This window comes from Sediminicoccus sp. KRV36 (assembly GCF_023243115.1).
In the GTDB taxonomy this organism is placed as follows: Bacteria; Pseudomonadota; Alphaproteobacteria; order Acetobacterales; family Acetobacteraceae; genus Roseococcus.
Genome location: NZ_CP085081.1, coordinates 2,202,578 through 2,223,641, shown reverse-complemented (window position 1 = coordinate 2,223,641; position 21,064 = coordinate 2,202,578). Strand labels below are relative to the sequence as shown.

Below are 21,064 nucleotides of genomic sequence, written 5' to 3'. Positions count from 1 at the left end.
GCGAGGCTGATGCTCCCCTTGATGGAGGCCGCCATGCTCCGCTTCATCCTTGCCGCCCTGTTGCTGCCCTCGCTCGCCCTGGCGCAAAGCTGGCCCGAGCGGCCGGTCCGCATCATCGTCCCCTTCCCGCCCGGGGGTGGCACGGAGGCCGTGGCGCGGCTGGTGGCGGCGCATTACCAGGAGGTGTTCGGCCAGCCCTTCGTGGTGGAAAGCCGCTCCGGCGCATCGGGCATGCTGGGCACGGAACTCGTCTCCCGCGCGGCCCCCGATGGCTACACCCTCTCGATGACGGCCAGCGGACCGCTCTCCATCCTGCCGCAGATGCTGCAGGCCGGGTATGACCCGATCCGCAGCTTCGAGCATGTGCTGCTGCCCTCGGTCACGCCCTTGATGATGGTGGTGCCGACCAACCGCCCGCCCAACACCATGCAGGAATTCGTCGCCTGGGCGGGCACGCGTCGCGGGCAGATCAACTACTGCTCGATCGGCGTCGCCTCGCCCTCGCATCTCTCGGGCGAGTTGTTCGCGCGCGCGATGAATGTGGAGATGACGCATATCCCGCATCGGGGTTCCGGCCCGGCCCTGCTGGATACGATGGCCGGCCATTGCGACGTGCTGTTCGACAGCTCATCCTCCTCCGGCCCGCATATCCGTGGTGGGCGGCTGAAGGCGCTGGGCATCACGACGCGCGGGCGCCACCCCTCCTGGCCCGAACTGCCGACCATCGCGGAACAGGGGGCCACGGGATATGCGACGCAAACCTGGTCCGGCCTTGTCGCCCCCGCGGGCACGCCGGCCGCCATCGTGCAGCGCCTGAACGCCGAAGGCCGCCGCTTCGCCACCAGCCCGCGGGAGCAGGAGCGCATCGTCACCCAGGGCGGCGTGGTGGTGGATTTCTCGCCCGTGCAGTTCCGCGAATTCCTGCAGGCCGAGATCACCGCCTGGGGCGAGGTGATTCGCGCAGGGAACATCCGCGCTGAATGACCGGCGCGGATGATCTGTTTCTGATCTGCCGCATCGGGTTGGCGGGGCTGTGTTTCTACGCCGCCTGGGTCGGGTGGCGGATGCGTCGGGGCTATGCCACCCGCCCGGACCGGCGCATCCGCTGGCTGGTCGGCGCCCTGCTCATGACCGCGATCGGGCTGCTGCACCTGGCCACCGGCGTGGATGAGAGCATTCGCAAGGCCGGCTCCTCGGTGCCGGTCATGCAATGGGTCTGGCTGGGCGTGGATTTCCTGGTGCCGGTCTTCTTCCTCAGCGTGACGCGCGCCATCACCGAGCGGGACCGGCTGGAGGCCGAGCTGGCCGCCGCCGCCGAGCATGATCCCCTGACCGGCCTGCCCAATCGGGCAGGCTTCGAGAAGCGCGCCCTCGCGGCACTCTCCGGTGCGGCCCGGAAAGGCCAGCCCAGCGTCGCCGTCATGCTCGATGTGGATCACTTCAAATCGGTGAATGATGGCTGGGGGCATGCGGCCGGCGATGTGGTGCTGCGCGGCGTGGCGCATGCCGCGCAAGGCGGGGTCCGGGCCGGGGATGCGCTGGGCCGCTTCGGCGGCGAGGAATTCGCCCTGGTGCTGCCGGGCCTCTCGCCCGAGGACGCCCTGCCCCTGGTGGACCGGCTGCGCCATGGCATCACCGCCACGGTGCCGCATCCCGGCGCACCGGCCCGCGCCCTCACCCTCTCGGCCGGCATCGCCGCGGTGGAGAGCGATGAGCTGGCGGGGCTGGAGCGCGCCTTCAGCCGGGCGGACCAGGCGCTCTACGCGGCGAAGGCGGCCGGCCGGAACCAGACGCATATCGCGGGGTAGGACATCCTCTGCTGAAGCGGGGGCGTGAATACCGGTGCGGGGCCGGCAACGGGTGGCGAGGGAGACGGGCCCTCAGAAGTCAGTGGCAGGGCCGAGGGGCCTACCCCTCGAGCACCCTGGCAGGAAACTCGTTTCCTGCACCTTCATTCGGGCAAAAATCCGAGAAAGCGGGCTTGCTGGCGGACGGGCAAACTGGGCTTCTCGACGGGCAGCCCGCTACAGCGCCGGACTCTCGCCGCCCGCCATCCGCGCTTCGATCTCAGCCACGGCGCGCGGCAGATCGGCGATGGAATCCACCACGAGATGCGCACCCGCCTCCATCAATTCGGCCGTGGCCCGCGCACGCATCACGGCGCGCTCAGCCTCGCTCGCCTCAGCCATCTCCGCCTCCGAGAGACCGGCGATATTGCCGGACAGGGCAAAGCCCACCGCCCAGCAGCCGGCGTTGCGCGCCTCGCCGATGCCGGGCGGCGTGTCATCGCATTTCATGACGCTGCTGGCCGGCCAGATGCCCATCTTCGCCATGGCGTACCACATCTGCAGCGGCGCGGGCCGGCCGGCCGGCAGGTCCCCCGCGCAGACCATCACCTCCGGCGTGAAGCCCTGCGCGGCGGCCAGCGGCGCGAGTTCCTCCATGATGGGCCGCGTATAGCCGGTGGTGGAGCCGATACGGATGCCGCGCGCCTGGCACCAGGCCAGCGCCGCCTGCGCGCCGCCGATCAGCGTCGAATGCTCGGGCGTCTTCACCGCGGCCACGTTGAGCGGTTCGAAGACGGCGAAGATCGCCTCCATATCGGTCTCGTTGAAATCATGGCCGTGCCTGGCGCGCCAGGCCTGGTTCACGGCCGCGCCCACCAAGCGGATATGGTCGCGCTTGGCCATGCCCATCGGGCCACGCGCATCCTCCACCGTGATGGTGACGCCGGAATGCGCGAAGGCCTTCACGAAGGCCGCCATCGGCGCGCGGCTGCCATGGTCGAGCACGGTGCCCGCCCAATCGAGAATCACGGCTCCGATCGAGGAATGGATCATCGGGCGGGCTCCATCTGCATGAGGTCGGCAAGGACATCCTCGGCCAGGCCGAAGGCGGTCGAGGCGCCGGTGCCGGAGGTGACGGACACCAGCCGCACGCCGGGCATGGGGGCCTCGAAAAACGCGTCCTCGGGGCCGGAGGGATAAATCCCGATCCAGCGCTCCAGGGTGGGCGGCGGGGCGCCGAGCACGGCCGCGAATTCCTCCAGGATCAGCGCGTCCACCGCCTCGGGCTGGAAGGGATCAGGCGTCGCTGCATAATGGTGGCTGTCGCCCACCACCAGGCTGCCATCGGCCGATTGCACGACGATGAGATGCACGCCGTTCTCCAGTTGCGGCTTCTGCTCGGCTTCCAGCCGGGCGCGCAGCGCGGCCAGCGAGGGTGCCGCGTGATAGCCGCGATAGCGATGCAGGCCGAGGTCGCTCATCACCGGTGCCGGCAGCCGCCAGCCGGGATCGGCCAGGCGCAGCATGTGCAGCTTGCACAAGGTGGTTCCCCGCGCGGCGAAGGCCTCGGGGAACAGGGAGACGAGATCCGTGCCGGGGCAGACCACGATATGCGGAGCGGTGAAGCGGCCCTGCGGCGTATGCACAACGCCCGTCTCCACCGCCAGTGCGGCGCATTGCGGGAAGATCGCAACACCATGCCGCTCGGCCAGCCAGGCGCGCAGCCGGGGCAGCGCTTCCCGGCTTTCCACGCGCAATTCATGCGGCGAATGCAGCGCGCCGAGCAGGCCGGGCGCGAGCGGGGCCGGGATGTCGGGGGCACGGAGGATGCGGCAGCCCTCACCCATCGGGCCGGCCGCGAATTCCTCGATCACGGCCAGCGCCTCGGGCCGGCGGGCCGCCATCAGCAGGCCGCGTTGCAGCACGGGGATGCCCGCTTCCTCGCAGACGCCCGCCCAGACCTCCCGCGCGCGGCGGGCGCGGCGCCAGGTGTCGGGCCAGCCCTGGCCGGTGACGGTGACGAAGCCGAAATTCCGGATGGAGGCGCCATTGGGCTGCGCGTCGCGGTCCAGCACGGCCACGCGATGGCCGGCACGCGCGGCGGCCAGGGCGTGGGCCAGGCCGACAATGCCGTGGCCGATGACGATCAGGTCGTAGCTTTTATCCATCCTGGGTCTCCTCTTGAGGGGCTTTGCCCCTCAAACTCCCCCATTCTTGATAATGGCCAAGAACCTCAGGTTCTTGCATCTCCAACAAATAGGGGTGCAGGGGACGTGTCCCCTGCCGGGGAGCGCGAGGGGCAGAGCCCCTCGCAATCAGGGCCGCTTCGCGCGCGCCCCATTCTCCCGCTCCACCGCATGCCCTGCCGCCAGCACCAGCCCATCCTGCCAGGGCTTGCCGATGATCTGCGCCGCCACCGGCAGCCCGCCTTCGCCAAAGCCCGTGCAGATGGTCAGCGCCGGCCAGCCGAGCAGATTGAAGGCGATGGTGAAATTCGGCTTCTCCAGGCTCGCCCATTTCGGCACCTCGCGGATCTTCGGCGCCTCGCTGAAGGCCGCCGCCGTCAGCAGCAAATCCACATCGGCGCTGGCGGCAAAGCTGCGCGTGATGAGTTCGCGCCGCTTGCGCTGGGCCTGAATGTAGTCGCCCGCCGAAAGCAGGCCGCCCAGGGCCAGGCGCGCGCGCAGATATTCGCCATATTTCAGCGGCTGGCTGCGCATCCATGCCTCATGCACGGCCCAGGCTTCGCCCGAGAGCGTCACCCAGCCCGCCGCGTTGAACTCCTGCAAGGAGGGCAGCGTCACATCCACCACGGTCGCACCCAGCTTGCGCAGGATCTCGGCGGTCTCATTGATGCCCTTCAGCGTGGCGGGGCTGACGGGCACATCCACCTCATGCATGTGGCGCACCAGGCCGATGCGGCGGCCGCGCAGATCCTGGTTCACATCCAGCGCGGGTGTGGGGCGCGCGGCGCTGCCGGGGTCCGTCGGGTCATGCCCGGCCATGGCTTCGAGGAGGATGGCGCAATCCTCGCTCGTCCAGGCCATGGGGCCAGCATGGTCCAGCGTCTGCGCCAGTGGGTAGATCCCCGTGCGCGAGCAAAACCCATAGGTCGGCTTGATGCCGGCAATGCCGCAGAGGGCCGCCGGCCCACGAATGGAGCCCCCCGTATCCGAGCCCGTGCCGCCCAGGATCAGCCCCGCGGCCACCGCCGCCCCGGTGCCCGAGGAGGAGCCGGAGGTGAAGCACTCCGTATCCCAGGGGTTGCGCGCGGGCGGCCAGGGCAGGTCAAAGCTCGGCCCGCCAAAGGCGAATTCATGGGTGGCGAGCTTGCCCATCAGCACCACGCCCGCCTCGCGCCACTTGGCGACGGTCACGGCATCCTCGCTCGGGACATTGTCCAGGAGCTGGGCCGAATGGCAGGTGCTGCGGATGCCCGCCGTCGAATAGATATCCTTGTGGCCGATGGGGATGCCGTCCAGCCGGCCCTTCAGCGCGCCGGTCATCTGCCGCGCCTCGGCCGCCTTCGCGTCGCTCAGCGCGCGCTCGGGCGTTTCCAGGATGAAGGCGTGCAGCGTCGAATTCTGCGCGGCGATGCGGGATTCGCATTCGCGCATGAGCTCGACGGGCGAAAGCTTCTTCGCGGCGATCAGCGCCGAGGCTTCGGCAATGGTCGGGATCATGCCTCAGCGCTCCGTCGAGAAGGTGAAGCCAGGCTCGGCGGCCAGCGGGGGGGCAGGGCTGCGCAGCATCTCCAGCATGGCCTGGAGCTTCGCATGGGCGTGGCGCAGGTCCTCGACCTCGGCGGGCGGCAGGCTGATGCCCGCCCGGGCCATCAGCAGGGCGAATTGATCGGGGGGAAGCGGCTCGGCCATGGGGTCTCTCTCTCGGTGCTGCGCAGCAACATAGACTGCCATGCTTGCGGGTTATGCAAAGCGGGGGCTAGCCTTCCTTCCAAGAAATAAATTCAGGGAGACGTAAGCGGCATGAAAGTCGGCGACGCGATCGCGGAAATCATGAAGCGCGAGGGGATCGAGGTGCTCACCGGCTATCCGGTGAACCACATGATCGAACATTGCGCGGCGATAGACATCCGGCCCGTCATGGTACGGCAGGAGCGCATCGGGCTGCATATGGCGGACGCCATCAGCCGCGTCACCTCGGCCCGCAAGCTCGGCGCCTTTTGCATGCAGCATGGGCCGGGGGCCGAAAACGCCTATGGCGGTGTCGCGCAATGCTTCGGCGAGAGCGTGCCCGTGCTGGTGCTGCCCATGGGCTATCCGCGCCGCATCGCGCATGTGCCGCCCAACTACAACAGCACCGTGCAGATGAAGGGCATCGCCAAATCCACCGAGGCGGTGATGAGCGCGGCCGAGGTGCCCAACATCATGCGCCGCGCCTTCGCCCGCCTGCGCAATGGCCGCGGCGGGCCCGTCATCGTCGAAATCCCGACGGACATGTTCCAGGAGGAGATGCCGGAGAACTGGAGCTACACGCCCGTCCTTACCGTCCGCTCCGCACCCGACCCGGCCGATGTGAAGCGCGCGGCCGAGATGCTGGTGAACGCGAAGCGCCCCGTGATCTATGCCGGCACCGGCATCCACTGGGCGCAGGCCTGGCCGCAGCTGCGCGAATTGGCGGAATTGCTGGCCGCACCCGTCACCACCAGCCTGGGCGGCAAATCATCCTTTCCGGAGGATCACGCGCTGGCGCTGGGCTCGGGCGGGCTGGCCATGCCGCATCCCGTGCGCAAATTCCTCGATGACGCGGATGTGGTCTTCGGCGTCGGCTGCTCCTTCACCGAGACCAATTTCGGCATCAAGATGCCAGTTGGGCCGAAATATATTCACGCGACGCTGGACCCGGACCATCTGGACAAGGATATCCGCTGCGACATCGGGCTGCTGGGCGATGCGCAGCTCGTCCTCCAGGCGCTGCTGGACGAGTTGCGCGGCCATATCAGGACGCCCCGCCCGCATGCGCCCGTGCAGGCCGCGATCGAGGCGCTGCGCACCCCCTGGCTCGCCAAATGGGCCGAGAAGCGCGACAGCAACGACGCGCCGCTCAACCCCTATCGCGTGCTGCGCGATCTCTGGCGCACGGTGGACCCGGACCAGACGATCATCACCCATGATGCGGGCTCGCCGCGCGATCAGCTCTCGCCCTTCTGGATCAGCCGCACGCCGCTCTCCTACCTGGGCTGGGGGAAAACCACGCAGCTGGGCTATGGGCTCGGCCTCGCCATGGGCGCCAAATTGGCGGCACCGGACAAGCTCTGCATCAATGTCTGGGGCGATGCGGCCATCGGCTTCACGGGGATGGATTTCGAAACGGCGGTGCGCGAGCGCATCCCCATCCTCTCCATCCTGCTGAACAATTTCTCGATGGCGATCGAGCTGAAGATCATGGCGCTCAGCACCGAGAAATACCGCACCACCGACATCAGCGGAAACTACGCCGACATGGCCAAAGCCTTCGGCGGCTATGGCGAGCGTGTGCTGACGCCGGACCAGATCATCCCCGCCATCGAGCGCGGCATCGCGCAGACGCGCAATGGTGTTCCGGCCCTGCTGGAGTTCATCACCTCCAAGGAAACCCAGGTGTCGAGGTTCTGATGGCAAGCGTCGGCATCCACAACGTCACCAAATCCTTCGGCAGCACCTCCGTCCTGCACGGTGTTTCCGTGGATATCGAGGATGGCGAATTCGTCGTCCTCGTCGGCCCATCGGGCTGCGGCAAATCCACGCTGCTGCGCATGCTGGCGGGGCTTGAGAACATCACCGGCGGTGAGATTTCCATCGGCGGGCGCGTGGTCAACACCGTGCCGCCCAAGGATCGCGACATCGCGATGGTCTTCCAGAATTACGCGCTCTATCCGCACATGACCGTCTTCGACAACATGGCTTTCTCGATGAAGCTGGCCAAGGCCTCGAAGGAGGTGATGGCCGCCGAAGTCGGCCGTGCGGCGAAGATCCTGGGCCTGGAAGCCCTGCTGGACCGCTACCCTCGCCAGCTCTCCGGCGGGCAGCGCCAGCGTGTGGCGATGGGGCGGGCCATCGTGCGCGATCCGCAGGTGTTCCTGTTCGATGAGCCGCTCTCCAACCTCGATGCCAAGCTGCGCGTGCAGATGCGCTCCGAAATCCGCGAGCTACATCAGCGGCTGAAGGTCACCACCGTCTATGTCACCCACGACCAGATCGAGGCGATGACGATGGCCGACAAGATCGTGGTGATGGAACTGGGCCATATCCGCCAGGCCGGCCCGCCGCTGGAGCTGTATGACCGGCCGGCCAATCTGTTTGTCGCGGGCTTCATCGGCAGCCCGGCGATGAACCTGCTGGAAGGCCGTATCGAGCATGGCGCCTTCCTGACGCCGGATGGGCTGAGCTGGCCCTTGCCGCCGGCGCAGGAGGCGCGGCCCGGCCCCGCCGTCTATGGCATCCGTCCCGAGCATTTCCGCCTGGCGGGTGACGGCATGCCCGCCCGCGTCCGCATCGTGGAGCCCATGGGCAGCGAGACGATGGTGATGATGCAGATCGGCGATACGCCGGTGAACGGCGTCTTCCGCGAACGTGTGACGGCCAGGCCAGGCGACAGCCTGCCGGTGCTGCCCCAGGCCGCGCAGGCGCATCTCTTCGACAAGGATACCGGGCAGCGCATGTAGACCGTCCGGCCAATCACCACGGGAGGAACGAAGAAAAATGACCATGAATGTCACTCGCCGCCAGGCGGCGGTTCTGGGTGCCGGCACCCTGCTTGCCACCGAGGCGGGCGCCCAGGCGATCCAGGCGGCCAACGTCCCCACACCCAATTGGCGCATCGAAAACGGCGCCACGCTGCGCATGCTGCGCCCCGTGCGCTTCGTCCAACCCGATGAGGAGGTGTTCCGCGCCAATTGCGCCCGCTTCACCGCCGCCACCGGCGTGCAGGTCCGCGTGGATTTCGTGGGGTGGGAGGATATCAACCAGCAGACCGCCGTCACCGGCAATACCGGTGCCGGGCCTGACCTCATCATCGGCTTCGGCGATGCGCCGCATGTCTATGCCGACAAGCTGGTCGAGGTGACCGACGTCGCCGCCTATCTGGGGGCGAAATACGGCGGCTGGAAGCGCCTGGCCGAACGCTATGGCAAGCGACACGGCACCAACAACTGGATCGGCATTCCCTTCGGCGCCTCGGGCGGGCCGCTCGTCTGGCGCAAATCCGCCGTGAACGAGGCGGGTTTTCAGACGATCCCGGATGACCACGCGGGCTATCTGCGCCTGTGCCAGGCGCTCAAGCGCATCAACAAGCCGCCAGGCTTCGCGCTCGGCAATGCCGTGGGCGACGGCAACGGCTTCGCCAATTGGCTGATCTGGTCCTTCGGCGGCAAGCTTGTGAATGATGATGGCAGCGTGGGCATCAACAGCCGCGAGACCGTGGCGGCACTCAACTACCTGAAGGAGCTTTATGCCACCTTCGTGCCCGGCACGATCGCCTGGGGCGATATCAGCAACAACCGCGCCTATGCCTCGAACGAGCTGTTTCTCACCTCCAACGGCGTGTCGCTCTACTTCTCACTGAAGAACGACCCGGCGACGGCGGCCATCGCCGCGGATACCGAGCACACGCTGCTGCCCAAGGGCCTGGCCTCCACCTCGCCCATGGCGGGGCTGACGCTCAATGGCATGGTCTTCCGGCACAGCCGCTTCCCCAATGCGGCCAAGGCGCTGCTCGCCTTCCTGATGGAGGCCGAGCAATACGACCCCTGGCTGCAGGCCAATCTCGGCTATTGGGCGCAGCCGCTGAACGCCTATGGCAACAGCGCCGTCTGGCGCAGCGACCCCAAGGTTTCGATCTTCCGCGATACCATGGATACGGCCTTCTACAACGGCTACAGCGGCCCCATCACCGAAGGCACGGCAGCCGCCAATGCCGATTACGTGATGGTGCAGATGTGCGCCTCGGTCGCTTCCGGCCAGGCCACGCCCGAAGCCGCGGCACGCGAGGCCGAGCGCCGCGCCGCGCGCTTCTTCCGCCGGCGCGGCTGAACTTCCCGCACTTCACGCAACCCCGCGCGGCGTCCCGCCGCGCGGGGCCAGCTCTCACGGAGCCGAGCCCGATGGACGCCACCACCGCCCCGCTGCACTGGTCCAAGACACGGCCGCCGCCGACACTCCTGGCGCGCATCTTCGACAACAAGGCCGTGCTCATCATCGCCTGCCTGCTGCCGGCGGTCGGGTTGTTGTCGGTGTTCCTCACCTATCCGCTGGGCCTGGGCATCTACCTCGCCTTCACCGACACGACGATCGGCCGGCGCGGCGCCTTTGTCGGCTTCGAGAATTTCGAATACCTGCTGACCGACCCGATCTTCTGGAACGCCGTCTTCTTCAGCGTGTTCTACACCTCCATCGCGACCATCGGAAAATTCGGCCTGGGCCTGTGGCTCGCCCTGCTGCTCAACCAGCACATGCCGTTCAAATCCATCATCCGCGCGATCATCCTGCTGCCCTGGATCGTGCCCACCGTGCTCTCCGCCATCGCCTTCTGGTGGATGTTCGATCCGCAATTCTCCATCATCAGCTACGTCTTCGTGGATGTGCTGGGCTGGCGCGAGACGAACATCAACTTCCTCGGCAGCGAATGGCCGGCGCGCTTCTCGCTCATCGGCGCCAATATCTGGCGCGGCATTCCCTTTGTCGCCATTTCCCTCCTGGCTGGGCTGCAGACCATCTCGCCCTCGCTCTATGAGGCGGCCCTGCTCGATGGCGCATCGCCGTGGCAGCGCTTCCGCTTCATCACCTTCCCGATGCTGCTGCCCATCCTCGCCATCGTGATGACCTTCTCGATCATCTTCACCTTCACCGATTTCCAGCTCGTCTATGCCATCACGCGGGGCGGGCCGGTGAACTCCACCCACCTCCTCGCCACCCTCGCCTTCCAGCGCGGCATTCCGGGTGGCGAACTGGGCGAAGGGGCGGCCATTGCCGTCTCGATGATCCCCTTCCTCGTCTTCGCCACGCTGTTCAGCTACTACGCGCTGGCCCGTCGGAAGTGGCAGCAGGGCGAAGGCAATGACTGAGATGCCACGCGGCGCCGCAGGGGCGCGGCCCCTCCCCCATCACGCACGTCACTCCGTCACAGGGTTCATGCCATGAGCAATGCTTCGACCGCCGCCCCGGAAACGATGCAATGGGACAGCCGGGCACGCCGCATGGTGGTGCTCTGGCTGCCGCTCTCCTGCTTCCTGCTCATCCTGTTGTTTCCCTTCTACTGGATGACGATCACGGCCTTCAAACCCGATGCGGAGCTGTATGATTTCGCGACGCATAATCCCTTCTGGATCACCTCGCCCACGCTGCAGCACATTCGCAAGCTGCTGTTCGAGACGGCCTATCCCTCCTGGCTGATGACGACCATGATGGTCTCGGTGGGGGCGACGACGCTGTCGCTCTTTGCCAGCACGCTGGGCGCCTATGCGATCCAGCGGCTGCGCTTCCGCGGCAGCCAGTATGTCGGCCTTGCGATCTACCTGGCCTATCTGGTGCCGCCCTCGATCCTGTTCATCCCGCTGGCCACGATGGTCGTACAGCTTGGCCTGTTCGACAGCCCGATGGCGCTGGTGCTGGTCTACCCGACCTTCCTCGTACCCTTCTGCACCTGGCTGCTGATCGGCTACTTCAAATCCATTCCCTATGAGCTGGAAGAATGCGCGCTGATTGACGGTGCCACGCGGTTGCAGATCCTGCGCCGGATCACGCTGCCGCTCGCGGTGCCGGGGCTGATCAGCGCGGGCATCTTCTCCTTCACGCTGTCCTGGAACGAGTTCATCTACGCACTCGCCTTCATCCAGAGCAGCGAGAACAAGACCGTTCCCGTCGCCATCCTGACCGAGCTGGTCACGGGCGATGTCTATCAATGGGGGGCGCTGATGGCGGGCTCGCTGATGGGCTCGCTGCCGGTTGCGATCTTCTATTCGTTCTTCGTGGACTACTACGTCAGCAGCCTGACGGGTGCCGTGAAGGAATAACGCGCCGGAGGGCGGTTGCCCCGCCCCGCCGATCAGGCGCACATATAAGCGACTGATTCACGGCTCCGGCGAAGCCGCCTCCACCGATCAGGCGCACATACAAGCGACTGATTCACGGCTCCGGCGAAGCCGCCTCCGCCGATCAGGCGCTACTGCGTCTGCCGCTGGGCCGTGGCGAGGTGCACCGCGCCGTTGCGGCGCGTGCGCTCCGCATGGCCGGTGTTGCAGCTCCAGTCATCAAAGACATCGCTGCCCGGGCTGGTCACTTCCATCTTGGCCTTCACGCGGCACACCAGGCGCTGCGTCGAGGCCGGGCTGCCGCCGTGCCAGCGCCGCAGCGCGGTGGACCAGCTGCCCGTCTCACGCGCCCAGCGCGCCATCATCCCGCCAGCCCAATCGGCCGAGGCATCGGGGTTCAGCGGCCAATGGGAATTGCGCGCATGCACGCGGGCATTCACCTGCACGCAGCCCGCCATGATGCTGCGCCGGGGGGCTGCGCCATCCACCAGCGCCCGCGCGGCTTCCTCCGTCTCCGGGAAATGCGCGCGGCCGCCGATGGAAAGGGCATAGGCATGCAACCCGCTCTCCGCGAGGGCGATCGCCGTCAGCAGCCCCGTCGGCAGGCCGTGCACCTGTTCGGCGCGCTGCGTCGCCTGAAGGCAGGCGGCGCGAGGAGACAACTGGGATGTGCGCGGCGACGTCTCCGCCACCAGCACCGGGATCAACTCCTGCGGCGCATCGCGCATCCGGGGCGTGCCGGCGGGCGGGCGGGCGCGGCCGCGATGCGCGCTGCGCGTGCCGGTGTCTCGCCGTGGTGCCGTGGAGCGCTGGGCCGTGGTTGCGCGCGGCGCCGTGGTGGCGCGCCGGGCAGGCTGGCTCACGGCCGGGCTGCGCGCCTGGCTGGCGCGCGGATCAGCAGTGCGCGCATCGGCTGGCATGCTGAAGGAGACCGCGCCCAACACCCAGGCCACAAGGGCACTGAGAGCAAGGCCACGGAGGCTTCCACGCGGGAAGGATCCACGCGGCCCGGCAGATTGGGGCGCATGGACCACTGGTGGGTGCCGGGGCGCATCGTGATTTTGCGCCCTCTTTGGCAGGCCAGTCTGGGTCAACATGCAACACGCGGTAGCATGGCGTGAAGCCCAAGGGCAACCCTTGCCCCCCCGATCCGGGGCATGCTGCACATTCGACCAGGGGACAACGACCGATGGGCCAAGCCAGATGATCACGCGTCGCCAAGCCATTCTGGGCGGGCTGGCACTCCCGGCGGGGCCCGCCGCGGCGCAGGTGCTGGACCGGCCGGTCACGCTGTTGGCGCCCTTTTCGGCCGGTGGCGCGGCCGATCTTGCCGCGCGCATCTTCGCCGCCCATGCGCCGCGCCATATGGGCCCTGGCCCGCAACCCATCATCGTGGACAACCGCACCGGCGCCTCAGGCTCCATCGGCACGCAATTCGTGGCCCGTGCCCGGCCTGATGGGCATACGCTGCTGCTGGCGCGCGTCGGCTCTTCCGCCATCCTGCCCGCCACCGATGCGCGCACGCCCTACAGCGTGGAGGATTTCACCTGGCTTGCCTTGCTCGATGAAAATCCCTTCGTGGTCTGCGTCCGCGCCGATGCGCCCTGGCGTGACCTGCAGGCGCTGCTCGCGGCCATTCGCGCCACGCCGGGCCAGCTGAATTTCGCCACCAGCGGGCCCGCCACCATCCTGGATCTCGGCATCCGCCACATGCTGGCCAGTGCCAGCCTGCCGATAGACGCGGCCCAGGCCCTGCCCTTCCGCGGCGGCGGTGAGGCTCTGATGGCATTGCTCGGCGGCCATGCGCAATTCGTCGGCAACAACCTGGGTGACATGCTGGGCGCCATCCAGCAGGGCCAGGTGCGCGCGCTGGTGGTCAGCGGCGATGCGCGGCTGGCAAGCCTGCCCCATGTCCCCACCGCCGCGCAGGCCGGGCTGCCCGCCCTCTCCTCCCTCGCGGGCTGGAATGCGCTGGCGGCCCCGGCCAACCTGCCCGAGCCCGTTCTGGAATTCTGGACCCGCGTGACCATCGCCACCACGCGCGATCCCGAATGGATCGCCGCCACGCGCCGCACCGGCAGCGTGCCGCGCTTTCTCGATGGTGCGGCCACGCGCGCGCATGTCGAGGCGCAGATCGCCCTCTACCGGGACCTCGCCCGGCGTTTGAATCTGGGCTGATCCTCATTCACCGAAGGTTGACGGATGGCGGCATGGCGGCGAGGCTTCGTCTGCCGCGCCAGACCGCCGCGGCCCATACATCCCGGGAGGATGCGATGATCGCCAGGAAAGGGCACCGAGCCCCATGAAAAATCCCGCCTATATCGTGGGCGCTTTCGAGCACCCGACGCGCAAGGCCGAGGACAAGTCCACCGCCCAACTGCATGCCGAAGTCGCCTATGGCGCGCTGCAGGACGCGGGACTGACCGCCGCCGATATTGATGGCTATTTCTGTGCGGGCGATGCGCCGGGCATGGGTGGCCTGTCCATGATCGACTACATGGGCCTCAACAAGCTCCGTCATTACGACACGACAGAAAGCGGCGGCTCCTCCTACGTCATCCATGTGGGTCACGCGGTCGAGGCCATCATTGCGGGCAAGTGCAATGTCGCGCTGATCACGCTCGCCGGCCGTCCGCGCGCCGAGGGCATGCAGACCGGCACCGCCGTGCGCTCCGCCGGCGTGGGTGTGCCCGATGAGAGCTTCGAGCTGCCTTACGGCCGCACCATCGCCACCATGCACGCCAATGTCGCCATGCGGCACATGTATGAATTCGGCACGACGAGCGAGCAGCTCGCCTGGGTGAAGGTCGCCGCCTCCACCCACGCGCAGTACAATGAACATGCGATGCTCCGGAAGGTCGTCACGGTCGAGGATGTGGTGAATTCGCCCATGGTGGCTGATCCGCTGCACCGCCTGGATTGCTGCGTCATCTCCGATGGCGGTGGTGCGCTGATCATCGCGCGGCCCGAAATCGCGCGCACGCTGAAGCGCCCGAAGGTCGGCGTGAAGGGCTGGGGCGAGGCCTACAAGCACCAGAATGCCGGTGGCATTGACCTGACCTATTCGGCCTCGAAAATGTCCGGGCCCATGGCCTTCGGCAAGGCGGGCGTGAAGCCGGCCGACATCAAATACGCCTCGATCTATGACAGCTTCACCATCAGCGTCGTCGTGCAGATCGAGGATCTGGGCTTCTGCGAAAAGGGCCAGGGCGGCCGCTTCGTGGCCGATGGCAATCTGATCTCCGGCGTCGGCAAGCTGCCCTTCAACACGGATGGCGGCGGCCTCTGCAACAACCACCCGAGCAACCGCGGCGGCATGACCAAGGTGATCGAGGCGGTGCGCCAGGCGCGCGGCGAAGCACACCCCATGGTGCAGGTGAAGAATGCCGATCTCGTCCTCGCCAATGGCAAGGGCGGCAACCTCGGTTCGCGGCATGGCTGCGGCACCGTCATCCTGGAGCGGGAGTAACACCCATGGCGACCATGTCCTTTGACCGCACCCCCGCCGCCCCGGCGGAAAGCCCGGACAACAAGGTCTATTTCGACGGCTGCCGCGCCGGCAAGCTGATCCTTGGCAAGTGCAATGACACGGGCAAGCTGTTCCACTACCCGCGCCATGTCTCGCCCTGGACGCTCTCGAACAATGTCGAGTTCGTCGAGGCGTCAGGCGATGGCGTGATCTACAGCTACAGCGTCGCGCGGGGCAAAGAGCCCTTCTGCGTGGCCTATGTGACGCTGGCCGAAGGCCCCACCATGCTGACCAACATCGTCGAGTGCGACCTCGATGCGCTGAAGGTCGGACAGAAGGTGAAGGTGAAGTTCCGCGCGACCGAAGGCGACGGGGCACCGGTGCCGGTGTTCGTGCTCGCCTGAGACTGCAAAGGGGAGTTCGAAGGGCTCTGCCCTTCGAGCATCCCGGCAGAAACCTTAGGTTCCTGCACCTCCATTCCGAAGTGCTTCCATGAAAATCCCCCCGCTGCCCTTCACCGTGACCGATTGGGACGCCGTCCCCGGCACGGAGCATCCGGGCGAGACGGGCATGGGGCATTGGCGCACGCTCAACATAGGCGATGTGCGCGTCCGCATGGTCGAATACGGGCCAGGCTACCTCGCCGACCATTGGTGCGACCGCGGCCATATCATCTATGTGGTGAAGGGCGAGATGGTCTCCGAACTCAAGGACGGCCGACGCTTCCCAATGAAAGCCGGCATGAGCTACCAGGTCTCCGACTTCGGAGATTCCCCCCATCGTTCTTCGACGCAAACCGGCGTGACGCTCTTCATCGTGGACTGACGAGGGTCCAGGAAACCGGGCTTCCTGGCGGGTGAGCGCAAAGCCCCCCTCGCCGTCAATGCATCACATCCCCACCATTCGGCGAGAGACAGGCGCCCGCATAATACGTCCCGCCCTGCCCTGCCAGCAGCAGCGCCGTCGCCGCGATTTCCTCCGGCTGGCCGAGACGCCCGAGCGGCAAGGTCGCTGCGATCCGCGCCTTCCATTCCGGCCCCCGGCTGCGTGTCAGGTCGGTCTCGATCGGGCCGGGTGCTATGGCATTCACCAGCACGCCCTTCGGCCCCGCCTCATGCGCCAGGGCGCGCGTGAAGCCGATGATGCCCGCCTTGGCCGCGCAATAGGTGACGATGCCGGGTGAGCCCTTGAGGGCCAGCTGGGACGCCATGTTGATGATCCGCCCAGCCCCACGCGCGACCATGCCCGGATAGACGGCCTGGGCCATGAAGAACATGCCCTTCATATGGACGCTCATCATCCGGTCGAAATCCGCCTCGGCGATCTCGCCGAACGGCCCGCGGATATTCATTCCCGCATTGTTCAGCAGGATGTCGCAGGGGCCGAGTGCGGCCTCGGCGGCGGCGGCGAAGGCATTCACCTCCGCCACCACGCCCATATCGGCCGGCATCTGGAAGCCGCGCCGTCCGCGCGCCGTGACGGCCTGCACCAGCGTCTTCGCCTCCGCCTCGTCATTCAGGTGGCAGATGGCGATATCGGCGCCGGCATCGGCGAAAGCGATGGCGCAGGCCCGGCCAATGCCGCGACTGCCACCCGTCACATAGGCGATTTTCCCGAGAAGCGGTTGTGTCATGTGCCAAGCCTTTTCATGGTGCGTGCGAAGTCTTCGCGAATGCTGCCTTCGCGGATGTGGCGGCCGGATTCCACCACCACGCGGCCGCCCACCGCGACGCTGCGCACCATCCGGTCGGCCGGGCCGAAGCACCAGGCATCCAGCAGCGCATCGCTGCTGCGGCCGGCCAGCGTGGGGTGTTCGTCATCCAACTCCACCAGATCACAACGCAGCCCGGGGGCGATGCCCCCCATCGCGACGCCGCACGCCTGGGCCCCACCCGCCAGCGCGCGCTCCAGCAGGCCGCGCCCCGGATGCGGCCGGATGTCATCGGTGGCCACGCTGCGCAATTCCAGCGCCAGGCGCTGGCTGGTTTCCAGCTGGCGCAATTCGGCGGCGGGGCAGATGCCCACATGGCTATCCGTCCCGAAGCCGAGCCGCCCCTCGGCCGCCAGGTAATCCGGCAGCGGGAAGACGCCATCGCCGAGCGAGGCTTCGGTGGAGGGGCACAGCCCGACCACGGCGCCCGTGGCCGCGAGTTCGCGCGTCTCGCCTTGCGTCATATGCGTCGCGTGGATCAGCACCCAGCGCGCATCCAGCGGCGTGTTCCGCAGCAGCCATTCGACCGGGCGCAGGCCGGTGGCGGCAAGGCATTCCTGCACCTCCTTTTCCTGCTCGGCGGCGTGGATATGGATAGGACAGTCCAGCGCGGCCATCGCTTCCAGCATGGCGGGCGTCACGGCGCGCAGGCTGTGCGGCGCCACACCCCAGGCCGCGTTGCGCTGCGTGGCGGCGATGGCGCGCACGCGCTCCAGGATGGTGTGGAACCCGTCCAGATCATTCAGGAAGCGGCGCTGCCCCTCATGCGGGGGGGCGCCGAAAATCCCGCCATGGCGATAGAGGCTGGGCAGCATGGTGATGCCGATGCCCGTAGCCTCGGCGGCGGCGAACAGCCGCTCCGCCATCTCCGCTCGGTTCGCATAGGCGCTGCCATCGGGCGCGTGGTGCAGGTAATGAAACTCGGCGATCTGCGTGAAGCCGCGCGTCAGACATTCGGCATAAAGCTGTGCCGCAATGGCTTGCGCGTCCTCCGGGCTCACGGAGAGCGCGAAGCGATACATCGTCTCCCGCCAGGTCCAGAAGCTGTCGCGGCCCGCGGGGCTGCGGCGCTCGGCCCCGCCCGCCATGGCGCGCTGGAAGGCGTGGCTGTGCAGATTGGCGATCCCCGGGATGACATGGCCGCGCAACCGCCGCGCGGCACCCGGGGCCGCACCCGGCGTGACCTGCGTGATCCGGCCGGCCGCATCGCAGATGATCCGCACATCAGCCGCCCAGCCCTCGGGCAGCAGCGCATGGGCGGCGAAGAATTCAGCCATCGGAATCCCTTGGAGACAACGCGATGAAACATCGCGGCCCGCGCCCTGCCATGCAACCCCGTGATGGCCGCGCGCGCCCAGGCGTTCTATCCTGCCGGGATGACCCCGATCTCCCTCGCCGCCGGGCATGCGCGGCTTTCCGACCTGCGGGCCATTCGCGATGGCGCGCCGCTCGCCCTCGCCCCCGGCTGGGGTGATGATGTGGAGGCGGGGCTCGCCACCTTGCGTGCCGCGCTGGCCAGCGGGGCCGCGCTGTACGGCGTGAATACCGGCTTCGGCAAGCTCGCTTCCACCCGCATCGCCGCGGGTGACCTGGCGCGGCTCCAGCTCAACCTGCTGCGCAGCCACGCCGCCGGCACGGGCGAGAACCTGCCCCGCCCCGTGGTGCGGCTGATCCTCGCGCTGAAGGCCATGTCGCTGGCGCGCGGCGCATCCGGCGCGCGGCCCGAGATCATCGAGACGCTGCTCGCCCTGCTGGAAGCCGACATGCTGCCCGATGTGCCGGCCCAGGGCTCGGTCGGCGCCTCGGGGGATCTCGCCCCCCTCGCCCATCTCTCGCTGGTGCTGGTGGGCGAGGGCTCGGCCACGGATGCGCAGCATGTGACGCATGGCGGCGCCACGGCACTGGCCGCCATCGGCCGCGCGCCCTTGGTGCTGGGCCCGAAGGAGGGGCTGGCGCTGCTCAACGGCACCCAGGTCAGCACGGCCCTCGCCCTCGATGCACAGTTCCGCGCGGGCGATCTGCTGCGCGCCGGCCTGCTGACGGGTGCCATGAGCGTGGATGCCGCGCGCGGTTCCGACACGCCCTTTGATCCGCGCATCCATGCCCTGCGCGGCCAGCCCGGGCAGATCCGCGTGGCCGAGACGCTGCGCCAACTCCTCGCCGGCAGCGCCATCCGCGACAGCCACCGCGAGGGCGATATCCGTGTGCAGGACCCCTATTGCCTGCGCTGCCAGCCCCAGGTGATCGGCGCCTGCCTCGACCTCATCGAGCAGGCCGGCGCCATGCTGGAGCGCGAGGCCAATGCCGTGACCGACAACCCGCTGCTGGTCGAGGGGGGCGAGCTTCTCTCCGGCGGCAATTTCCACGCCGAGCCGGTGGCCTTCGCGGCCGACATGCTGGCCCTTGCCCTCGCTGAGATCGGCGCCATCGCCGAACGCCGCATCGCCCTGCTGACGGACCCGGCGCTCTCCGGCCTTCCGGCCTTCCTGGTGCAGGCAGGCGGGCTCAATTCCGGCTTCATGATCGCCCAGGTGACGGCCGCCGCCCTGGCCGCCGAGAACCGCGCCATGGCGACGCCGCGCAGCGTGGACAGCCTGCCCACCTCCGCCAACCAGGAGGATCACGTCTCCATGGCCACCAATGCGGGCCTGCGCCTGCGGCCCATGGCCGAGAATCTGGAGGGCATCCTCGCCATCGAATACCTGGCCGCCGCGCAGGGCATCGGCTTCCACCGCCCGCTCACCAGCAGCCCCGCCATCGAGGCCGCGCATGCCAGGCTACGCGCCGAAGTGGCCCCCTGGGATGAGGACCGGCTGATGGCGCCCGATATCGCGGCCGCACGCCGCCTGCTGCGCGGGGTGACGCTGCCATGAGCTTCGATAACGTCTGGCTGAATGCAAATCTCGCCACCATGGGCGATGATGCGCTGGGCCTCATCGAGGATGGCGCCATCGCGTCCAAGAATGGCCGCATCGCCTGGGTGGGGCCGCGCACTGGCCTGCCCGCGCATGCCGCGCCCGTGACCGATTGCGGCGGCGCCTGGATCCTGCCCGGCCTCGTGGATTGCCACACCCATCTGGTCTTTGGCGGCAACCGCGCGGCCGAATTCGAGCAGCGCCTCGGCGGCGCCACCTATGAGGAGATCGCTCGCGCCGGTGGCGGCATTCTCTCCACCATGCGCGCCACGCGCGCGGCGAGCGAGGCGCAGCTGGTGCAGGCCGCCCTGCCTCGGCTGGATGCGCTGCTGCGCGAGGGCGTGACCACGGTGGAGGTCAAATCCGGCTACGGGCTGGAGCCGGAGACCGAGCTGCGCCAGCTCCGCGCCGCCCGCGCCCTGGGGGCGCAGCGCCCGGTGAGCATCGTCACCTCGCTGCTCGCCGCCCATGCCGTGCCGCCGGAATACAAGGGCCGGCAGGGCGAATATGCGCGCCATGTGGCTGAGGACATCATCCCCCGCGCCGCCGCCGAACACCTGGCCGATGCGGTGGATGCCTTCTTTGACAGCATCGGCTTCACGGCCGAGGAAACCGCCCTGGTCTTCGCCGCCGCCCAGCGCCACGGCCTGCCGGTGAAGCTGCACGCCGACCAGTTGACGGATTGCGGCGGCGCGGCGCTGGCCGCCGCCCATGGTGCGCTCTCGGCCGATCACCTGGAGCGCAGCAACAGCGCGGGCATCGCCGCCATGGCGCGGACCGGCACCGTCGCCGTGCTGCTGCCGGGTGCGACGCTGATCCTGCGCGAAACCCATTTTCCGCCGATCGCCGCGATGCGCGAGCATGGCTGCCGCATGGCGCTCTCCACCGACATGAATCCCGGCTCCTCCCCGGCGCTGTCGCTGCTGCTGATGCTCAACCTCGGCTGCACGCTGTTCCGCATGACGGTGCCCGAGGCGCTGCTCGGCGTGACGCGCCACGCCGCCGCCGCCCTCGGCCTCGGTGATCGCGGCGTGCTGGCCGAAGGGCTGCGCTGTGACCTCGCGCTGTATCGCATCCAGCGCCCGGCGGAGCTGTGCTACTGGCTGGGTGGCAACCCCTGCATCGGGCGCGTCGTGGCCGGCATCGCCGCATGAC

20 protein-coding genes are annotated in these 21,064 nt (G+C 68.2%); 13 read left to right on the top strand and 7 right to left on the bottom strand.

Going from position 1 to position 21,064, the window contains the following annotated elements:
- Window positions 1-33: 33 nt before the first annotated feature.
- Window positions 34-984, top strand: a complete 951-nt coding sequence (locus LHU95_RS10205; protein WP_248711254.1) for a tripartite tricarboxylate transporter substrate binding protein — start codon at window positions 34-36, stop codon at window positions 982-984.
- Window positions 981-1,808, top strand: coding sequence for a GGDEF domain-containing protein (locus tag LHU95_RS10200; RefSeq protein WP_248711253.1), 828 nt, complete (start codon window positions 981-983; stop codon window positions 1,806-1,808). Before LHU95_RS10205 ends, LHU95_RS10200 begins: the two co-directional genes overlap by 4 nt.
- Window positions 1,809-2,024: 216 nt before the next feature.
- Here the strand turns inward: LHU95_RS10200 and phnX are convergent, their stop codons facing one another.
- The 4 genes from phnX to LHU95_RS10180 form a co-directional block, all read right to left on the bottom strand.
- Window positions 2,025-2,840 (bottom strand): phosphonoacetaldehyde hydrolase, encoded by an 816-nt coding sequence (phnX, locus tag LHU95_RS10195; RefSeq protein ID WP_248711252.1) that lies wholly within the window; start codon window positions 2,838-2,840, stop codon window positions 2,025-2,027.
- Window positions 2,837-3,955: a TIGR03364 family FAD-dependent oxidoreductase gene (locus LHU95_RS10190; RefSeq protein ID WP_248711251.1), complete on the bottom strand. Its 1,119-nt coding sequence runs from the start codon at window positions 3,953-3,955 to the stop codon at window positions 2,837-2,839. The genes phnX and LHU95_RS10190 overlap by 4 nt, the downstream gene beginning before the upstream one ends.
- A 147-nt stretch (window positions 3,956-4,102) precedes the next feature.
- Window positions 4,103-5,470 (bottom strand): amidase, encoded by a 1,368-nt coding sequence (locus LHU95_RS10185; protein WP_248711250.1) that lies wholly within the window; start codon window positions 5,468-5,470, stop codon window positions 4,103-4,105.
- Window positions 5,471-5,473: 3 nt separating this feature from the next.
- Entirely contained in the window at window positions 5,474-5,662 is a 189-nt protein-coding gene (locus LHU95_RS10180) for a hypothetical protein (protein WP_248711249.1), read from the bottom strand.
- 111 nt (window positions 5,663-5,773) lie between these two features.
- Here LHU95_RS10180 and LHU95_RS10175 point away from each other — a divergent pair, with 111 nt between their 5' ends.
- The 5 genes from LHU95_RS10175 to LHU95_RS10155 all read left to right on the top strand — a co-directional run bounded on the left by LHU95_RS10175 (window position 5,774) and on the right by LHU95_RS10155 (window position 11,796).
- The gene (locus LHU95_RS10175) at window positions 5,774-7,402 is read left to right on the top strand and encodes a thiamine pyrophosphate-requiring protein (protein ID WP_248711248.1); all 1,629 of its coding nucleotides are present in this window, start codon (window positions 5,774-5,776) and stop codon (window positions 7,400-7,402) included.
- Complete coding sequence (ugpC, locus tag LHU95_RS10170) at window positions 7,402-8,451, top strand: sn-glycerol-3-phosphate ABC transporter ATP-binding protein UgpC (protein ID WP_248711247.1); 1,050 nt, start codon at window positions 7,402-7,404, stop codon at window positions 8,449-8,451. Before LHU95_RS10175 ends, ugpC begins: the two co-directional genes overlap by 1 nt.
- Window positions 8,452-8,494: 43 nt before the next feature.
- On the top strand, window positions 8,495-9,817 hold the full coding sequence (locus LHU95_RS10165) for an extracellular solute-binding protein (RefSeq protein WP_248711246.1): 1,323 nt from the start codon (window positions 8,495-8,497) through the stop codon (window positions 9,815-9,817).
- Window positions 9,818-9,888: 71 nt separating this feature from the next.
- Entirely contained in the window at window positions 9,889-10,848 is a 960-nt protein-coding gene (locus LHU95_RS10160) for a sugar ABC transporter permease (RefSeq protein WP_248711245.1), read from the top strand.
- 72 nt (window positions 10,849-10,920) lie between these two features.
- A complete protein-coding gene (locus LHU95_RS10155; RefSeq protein ID WP_248711244.1) occupies window positions 10,921-11,796 on the top strand; it encodes a carbohydrate ABC transporter permease in 876 nt (291 codons plus the stop codon).
- A gap of 149 nt (window positions 11,797-11,945) precedes the next feature.
- Here LHU95_RS10155 and LHU95_RS10150 read toward each other — a convergent pair whose 3' ends face one another.
- Window positions 11,946-12,677, bottom strand: a complete 732-nt coding sequence (locus LHU95_RS10150; RefSeq protein ID WP_248711243.1) for a transglycosylase — start codon at window positions 12,675-12,677, stop codon at window positions 11,946-11,948.
- 340 nt (window positions 12,678-13,017) lie between these two features.
- On the opposite strand from LHU95_RS10150, the gene LHU95_RS10145 reads away from it, so the two are divergent.
- From LHU95_RS10145 to LHU95_RS10130, 4 genes are all read left to right on the top strand, one after another.
- A complete protein-coding gene (locus LHU95_RS10145; protein ID WP_248711242.1) occupies window positions 13,018-13,992 on the top strand; it encodes a tripartite tricarboxylate transporter substrate binding protein in 975 nt (324 codons plus the stop codon).
- A 124-nt stretch (window positions 13,993-14,116) separates the two neighbouring features.
- Entirely contained in the window at window positions 14,117-15,283 is a 1,167-nt protein-coding gene (locus LHU95_RS10140) for a thiolase domain-containing protein (RefSeq protein ID WP_248711241.1), read from the top strand.
- Window positions 15,284-15,288: 5 nt separating this feature from the next.
- Complete coding sequence (locus LHU95_RS10135; protein WP_248711240.1) at window positions 15,289-15,687, top strand: OB-fold domain-containing protein; 399 nt, start codon at window positions 15,289-15,291, stop codon at window positions 15,685-15,687.
- 88 nt (window positions 15,688-15,775) lie between these two features.
- On the top strand, window positions 15,776-16,108 hold the full coding sequence (locus tag LHU95_RS10130) for a DHCW motif cupin fold protein (RefSeq protein ID WP_248711239.1): 333 nt from the start codon (window positions 15,776-15,778) through the stop codon (window positions 16,106-16,108).
- A 55-nt stretch (window positions 16,109-16,163) separates the two neighbouring features.
- On the opposite strand, the gene LHU95_RS10125 is transcribed toward LHU95_RS10130, so the two are convergent.
- Complete coding sequence (locus LHU95_RS10125) at window positions 16,164-16,916, bottom strand: SDR family oxidoreductase (protein ID WP_248711238.1); 753 nt, start codon at window positions 16,914-16,916, stop codon at window positions 16,164-16,166.
- Window positions 16,913-18,271 (bottom strand): formimidoylglutamate deiminase, encoded by a 1,359-nt coding sequence (locus tag LHU95_RS10120; protein ID WP_248711237.1) that lies wholly within the window; start codon window positions 18,269-18,271, stop codon window positions 16,913-16,915. The genes LHU95_RS10125 and LHU95_RS10120 overlap by 4 nt, the downstream gene beginning before the upstream one ends.
- Before the next feature lie 108 nt (window positions 18,272-18,379).
- Here LHU95_RS10120 and hutH point away from each other — a divergent pair, with 108 nt between their 5' ends.
- Both hutH and hutI read left to right on the top strand, forming a co-directional pair.
- On the top strand, window positions 18,380-19,867 hold the full coding sequence (gene hutH / locus LHU95_RS10115; RefSeq protein WP_248711536.1) for a histidine ammonia-lyase: 1,488 nt from the start codon (window positions 18,380-18,382) through the stop codon (window positions 19,865-19,867).
- Window positions 19,864-21,063, top strand: coding sequence for an imidazolonepropionase (gene hutI, locus LHU95_RS10110; protein WP_248711236.1), 1,200 nt, complete (start codon window positions 19,864-19,866; stop codon window positions 21,061-21,063). Before hutH ends, hutI begins: the two co-directional genes overlap by 4 nt.
- The last annotated feature ends 1 nt before the right edge of the window (window position 21,064 follow it).

Excerpts from the sequence above, each read along its gene's own strand:
- LHU95_RS10205 (WP_248711254.1), top strand. The coding sequence starts at position 34 with ATGCTCCGCTTCATCCTTGCCGCCCTGTTGCTGCCCTCGCTCGCCCTG.
- LHU95_RS10200 (WP_248711253.1), top strand. The coding sequence starts at position 981 with ATGACCGGCGCGGATGATCTGTTTCTGATCTGCCGCATCGGGTTGGCG.
- phnX (WP_248711252.1), bottom strand. The coding sequence starts at position 2,840 with ATGATCCATTCCTCGATCGGAGCCGTGATTCTCGATTGGGCGGGCACC.
- LHU95_RS10190 (WP_248711251.1), bottom strand. The coding sequence starts at position 3,955 with ATGGATAAAAGCTACGACCTGATCGTCATCGGCCACGGCATTGTCGGC.
- LHU95_RS10185 (WP_248711250.1), bottom strand. The coding sequence starts at position 5,470 with ATGATCCCGACCATTGCCGAAGCCTCGGCGCTGATCGCCGCGAAGAAG.
- LHU95_RS10180 (WP_248711249.1), bottom strand. The coding sequence starts at position 5,662 with ATGGCCGAGCCGCTTCCCCCCGATCAATTCGCCCTGCTGATGGCCCGG.
- LHU95_RS10175 (WP_248711248.1), top strand. The coding sequence starts at position 5,774 with ATGAAAGTCGGCGACGCGATCGCGGAAATCATGAAGCGCGAGGGGATC.
- ugpC (WP_248711247.1), top strand. The coding sequence starts at position 7,402 with ATGGCAAGCGTCGGCATCCACAACGTCACCAAATCCTTCGGCAGCACC.
- LHU95_RS10165 (WP_248711246.1), top strand. The coding sequence starts at position 8,495 with ATGAATGTCACTCGCCGCCAGGCGGCGGTTCTGGGTGCCGGCACCCTG.
- LHU95_RS10160 (WP_248711245.1), top strand. The coding sequence starts at position 9,889 with ATGGACGCCACCACCGCCCCGCTGCACTGGTCCAAGACACGGCCGCCG.
- LHU95_RS10155 (WP_248711244.1), top strand. The coding sequence starts at position 10,921 with ATGAGCAATGCTTCGACCGCCGCCCCGGAAACGATGCAATGGGACAGC.
- LHU95_RS10145 (WP_248711242.1), top strand. The coding sequence starts at position 13,018 with ATGATCACGCGTCGCCAAGCCATTCTGGGCGGGCTGGCACTCCCGGCG.
- LHU95_RS10140 (WP_248711241.1), top strand. The coding sequence starts at position 14,117 with ATGAAAAATCCCGCCTATATCGTGGGCGCTTTCGAGCACCCGACGCGC.
- LHU95_RS10135 (WP_248711240.1), top strand. The coding sequence starts at position 15,289 with ATGGCGACCATGTCCTTTGACCGCACCCCCGCCGCCCCGGCGGAAAGC.
- LHU95_RS10130 (WP_248711239.1), top strand. The coding sequence starts at position 15,776 with ATGAAAATCCCCCCGCTGCCCTTCACCGTGACCGATTGGGACGCCGTC.
- LHU95_RS10125 (WP_248711238.1), bottom strand. The coding sequence starts at position 16,916 with ATGACACAACCGCTTCTCGGGAAAATCGCCTATGTGACGGGTGGCAGT.
- LHU95_RS10120 (WP_248711237.1), bottom strand. The coding sequence starts at position 18,271 with ATGGCTGAATTCTTCGCCGCCCATGCGCTGCTGCCCGAGGGCTGGGCG.
- hutI (WP_248711236.1), top strand. The coding sequence starts at position 19,864 with ATGAGCTTCGATAACGTCTGGCTGAATGCAAATCTCGCCACCATGGGC.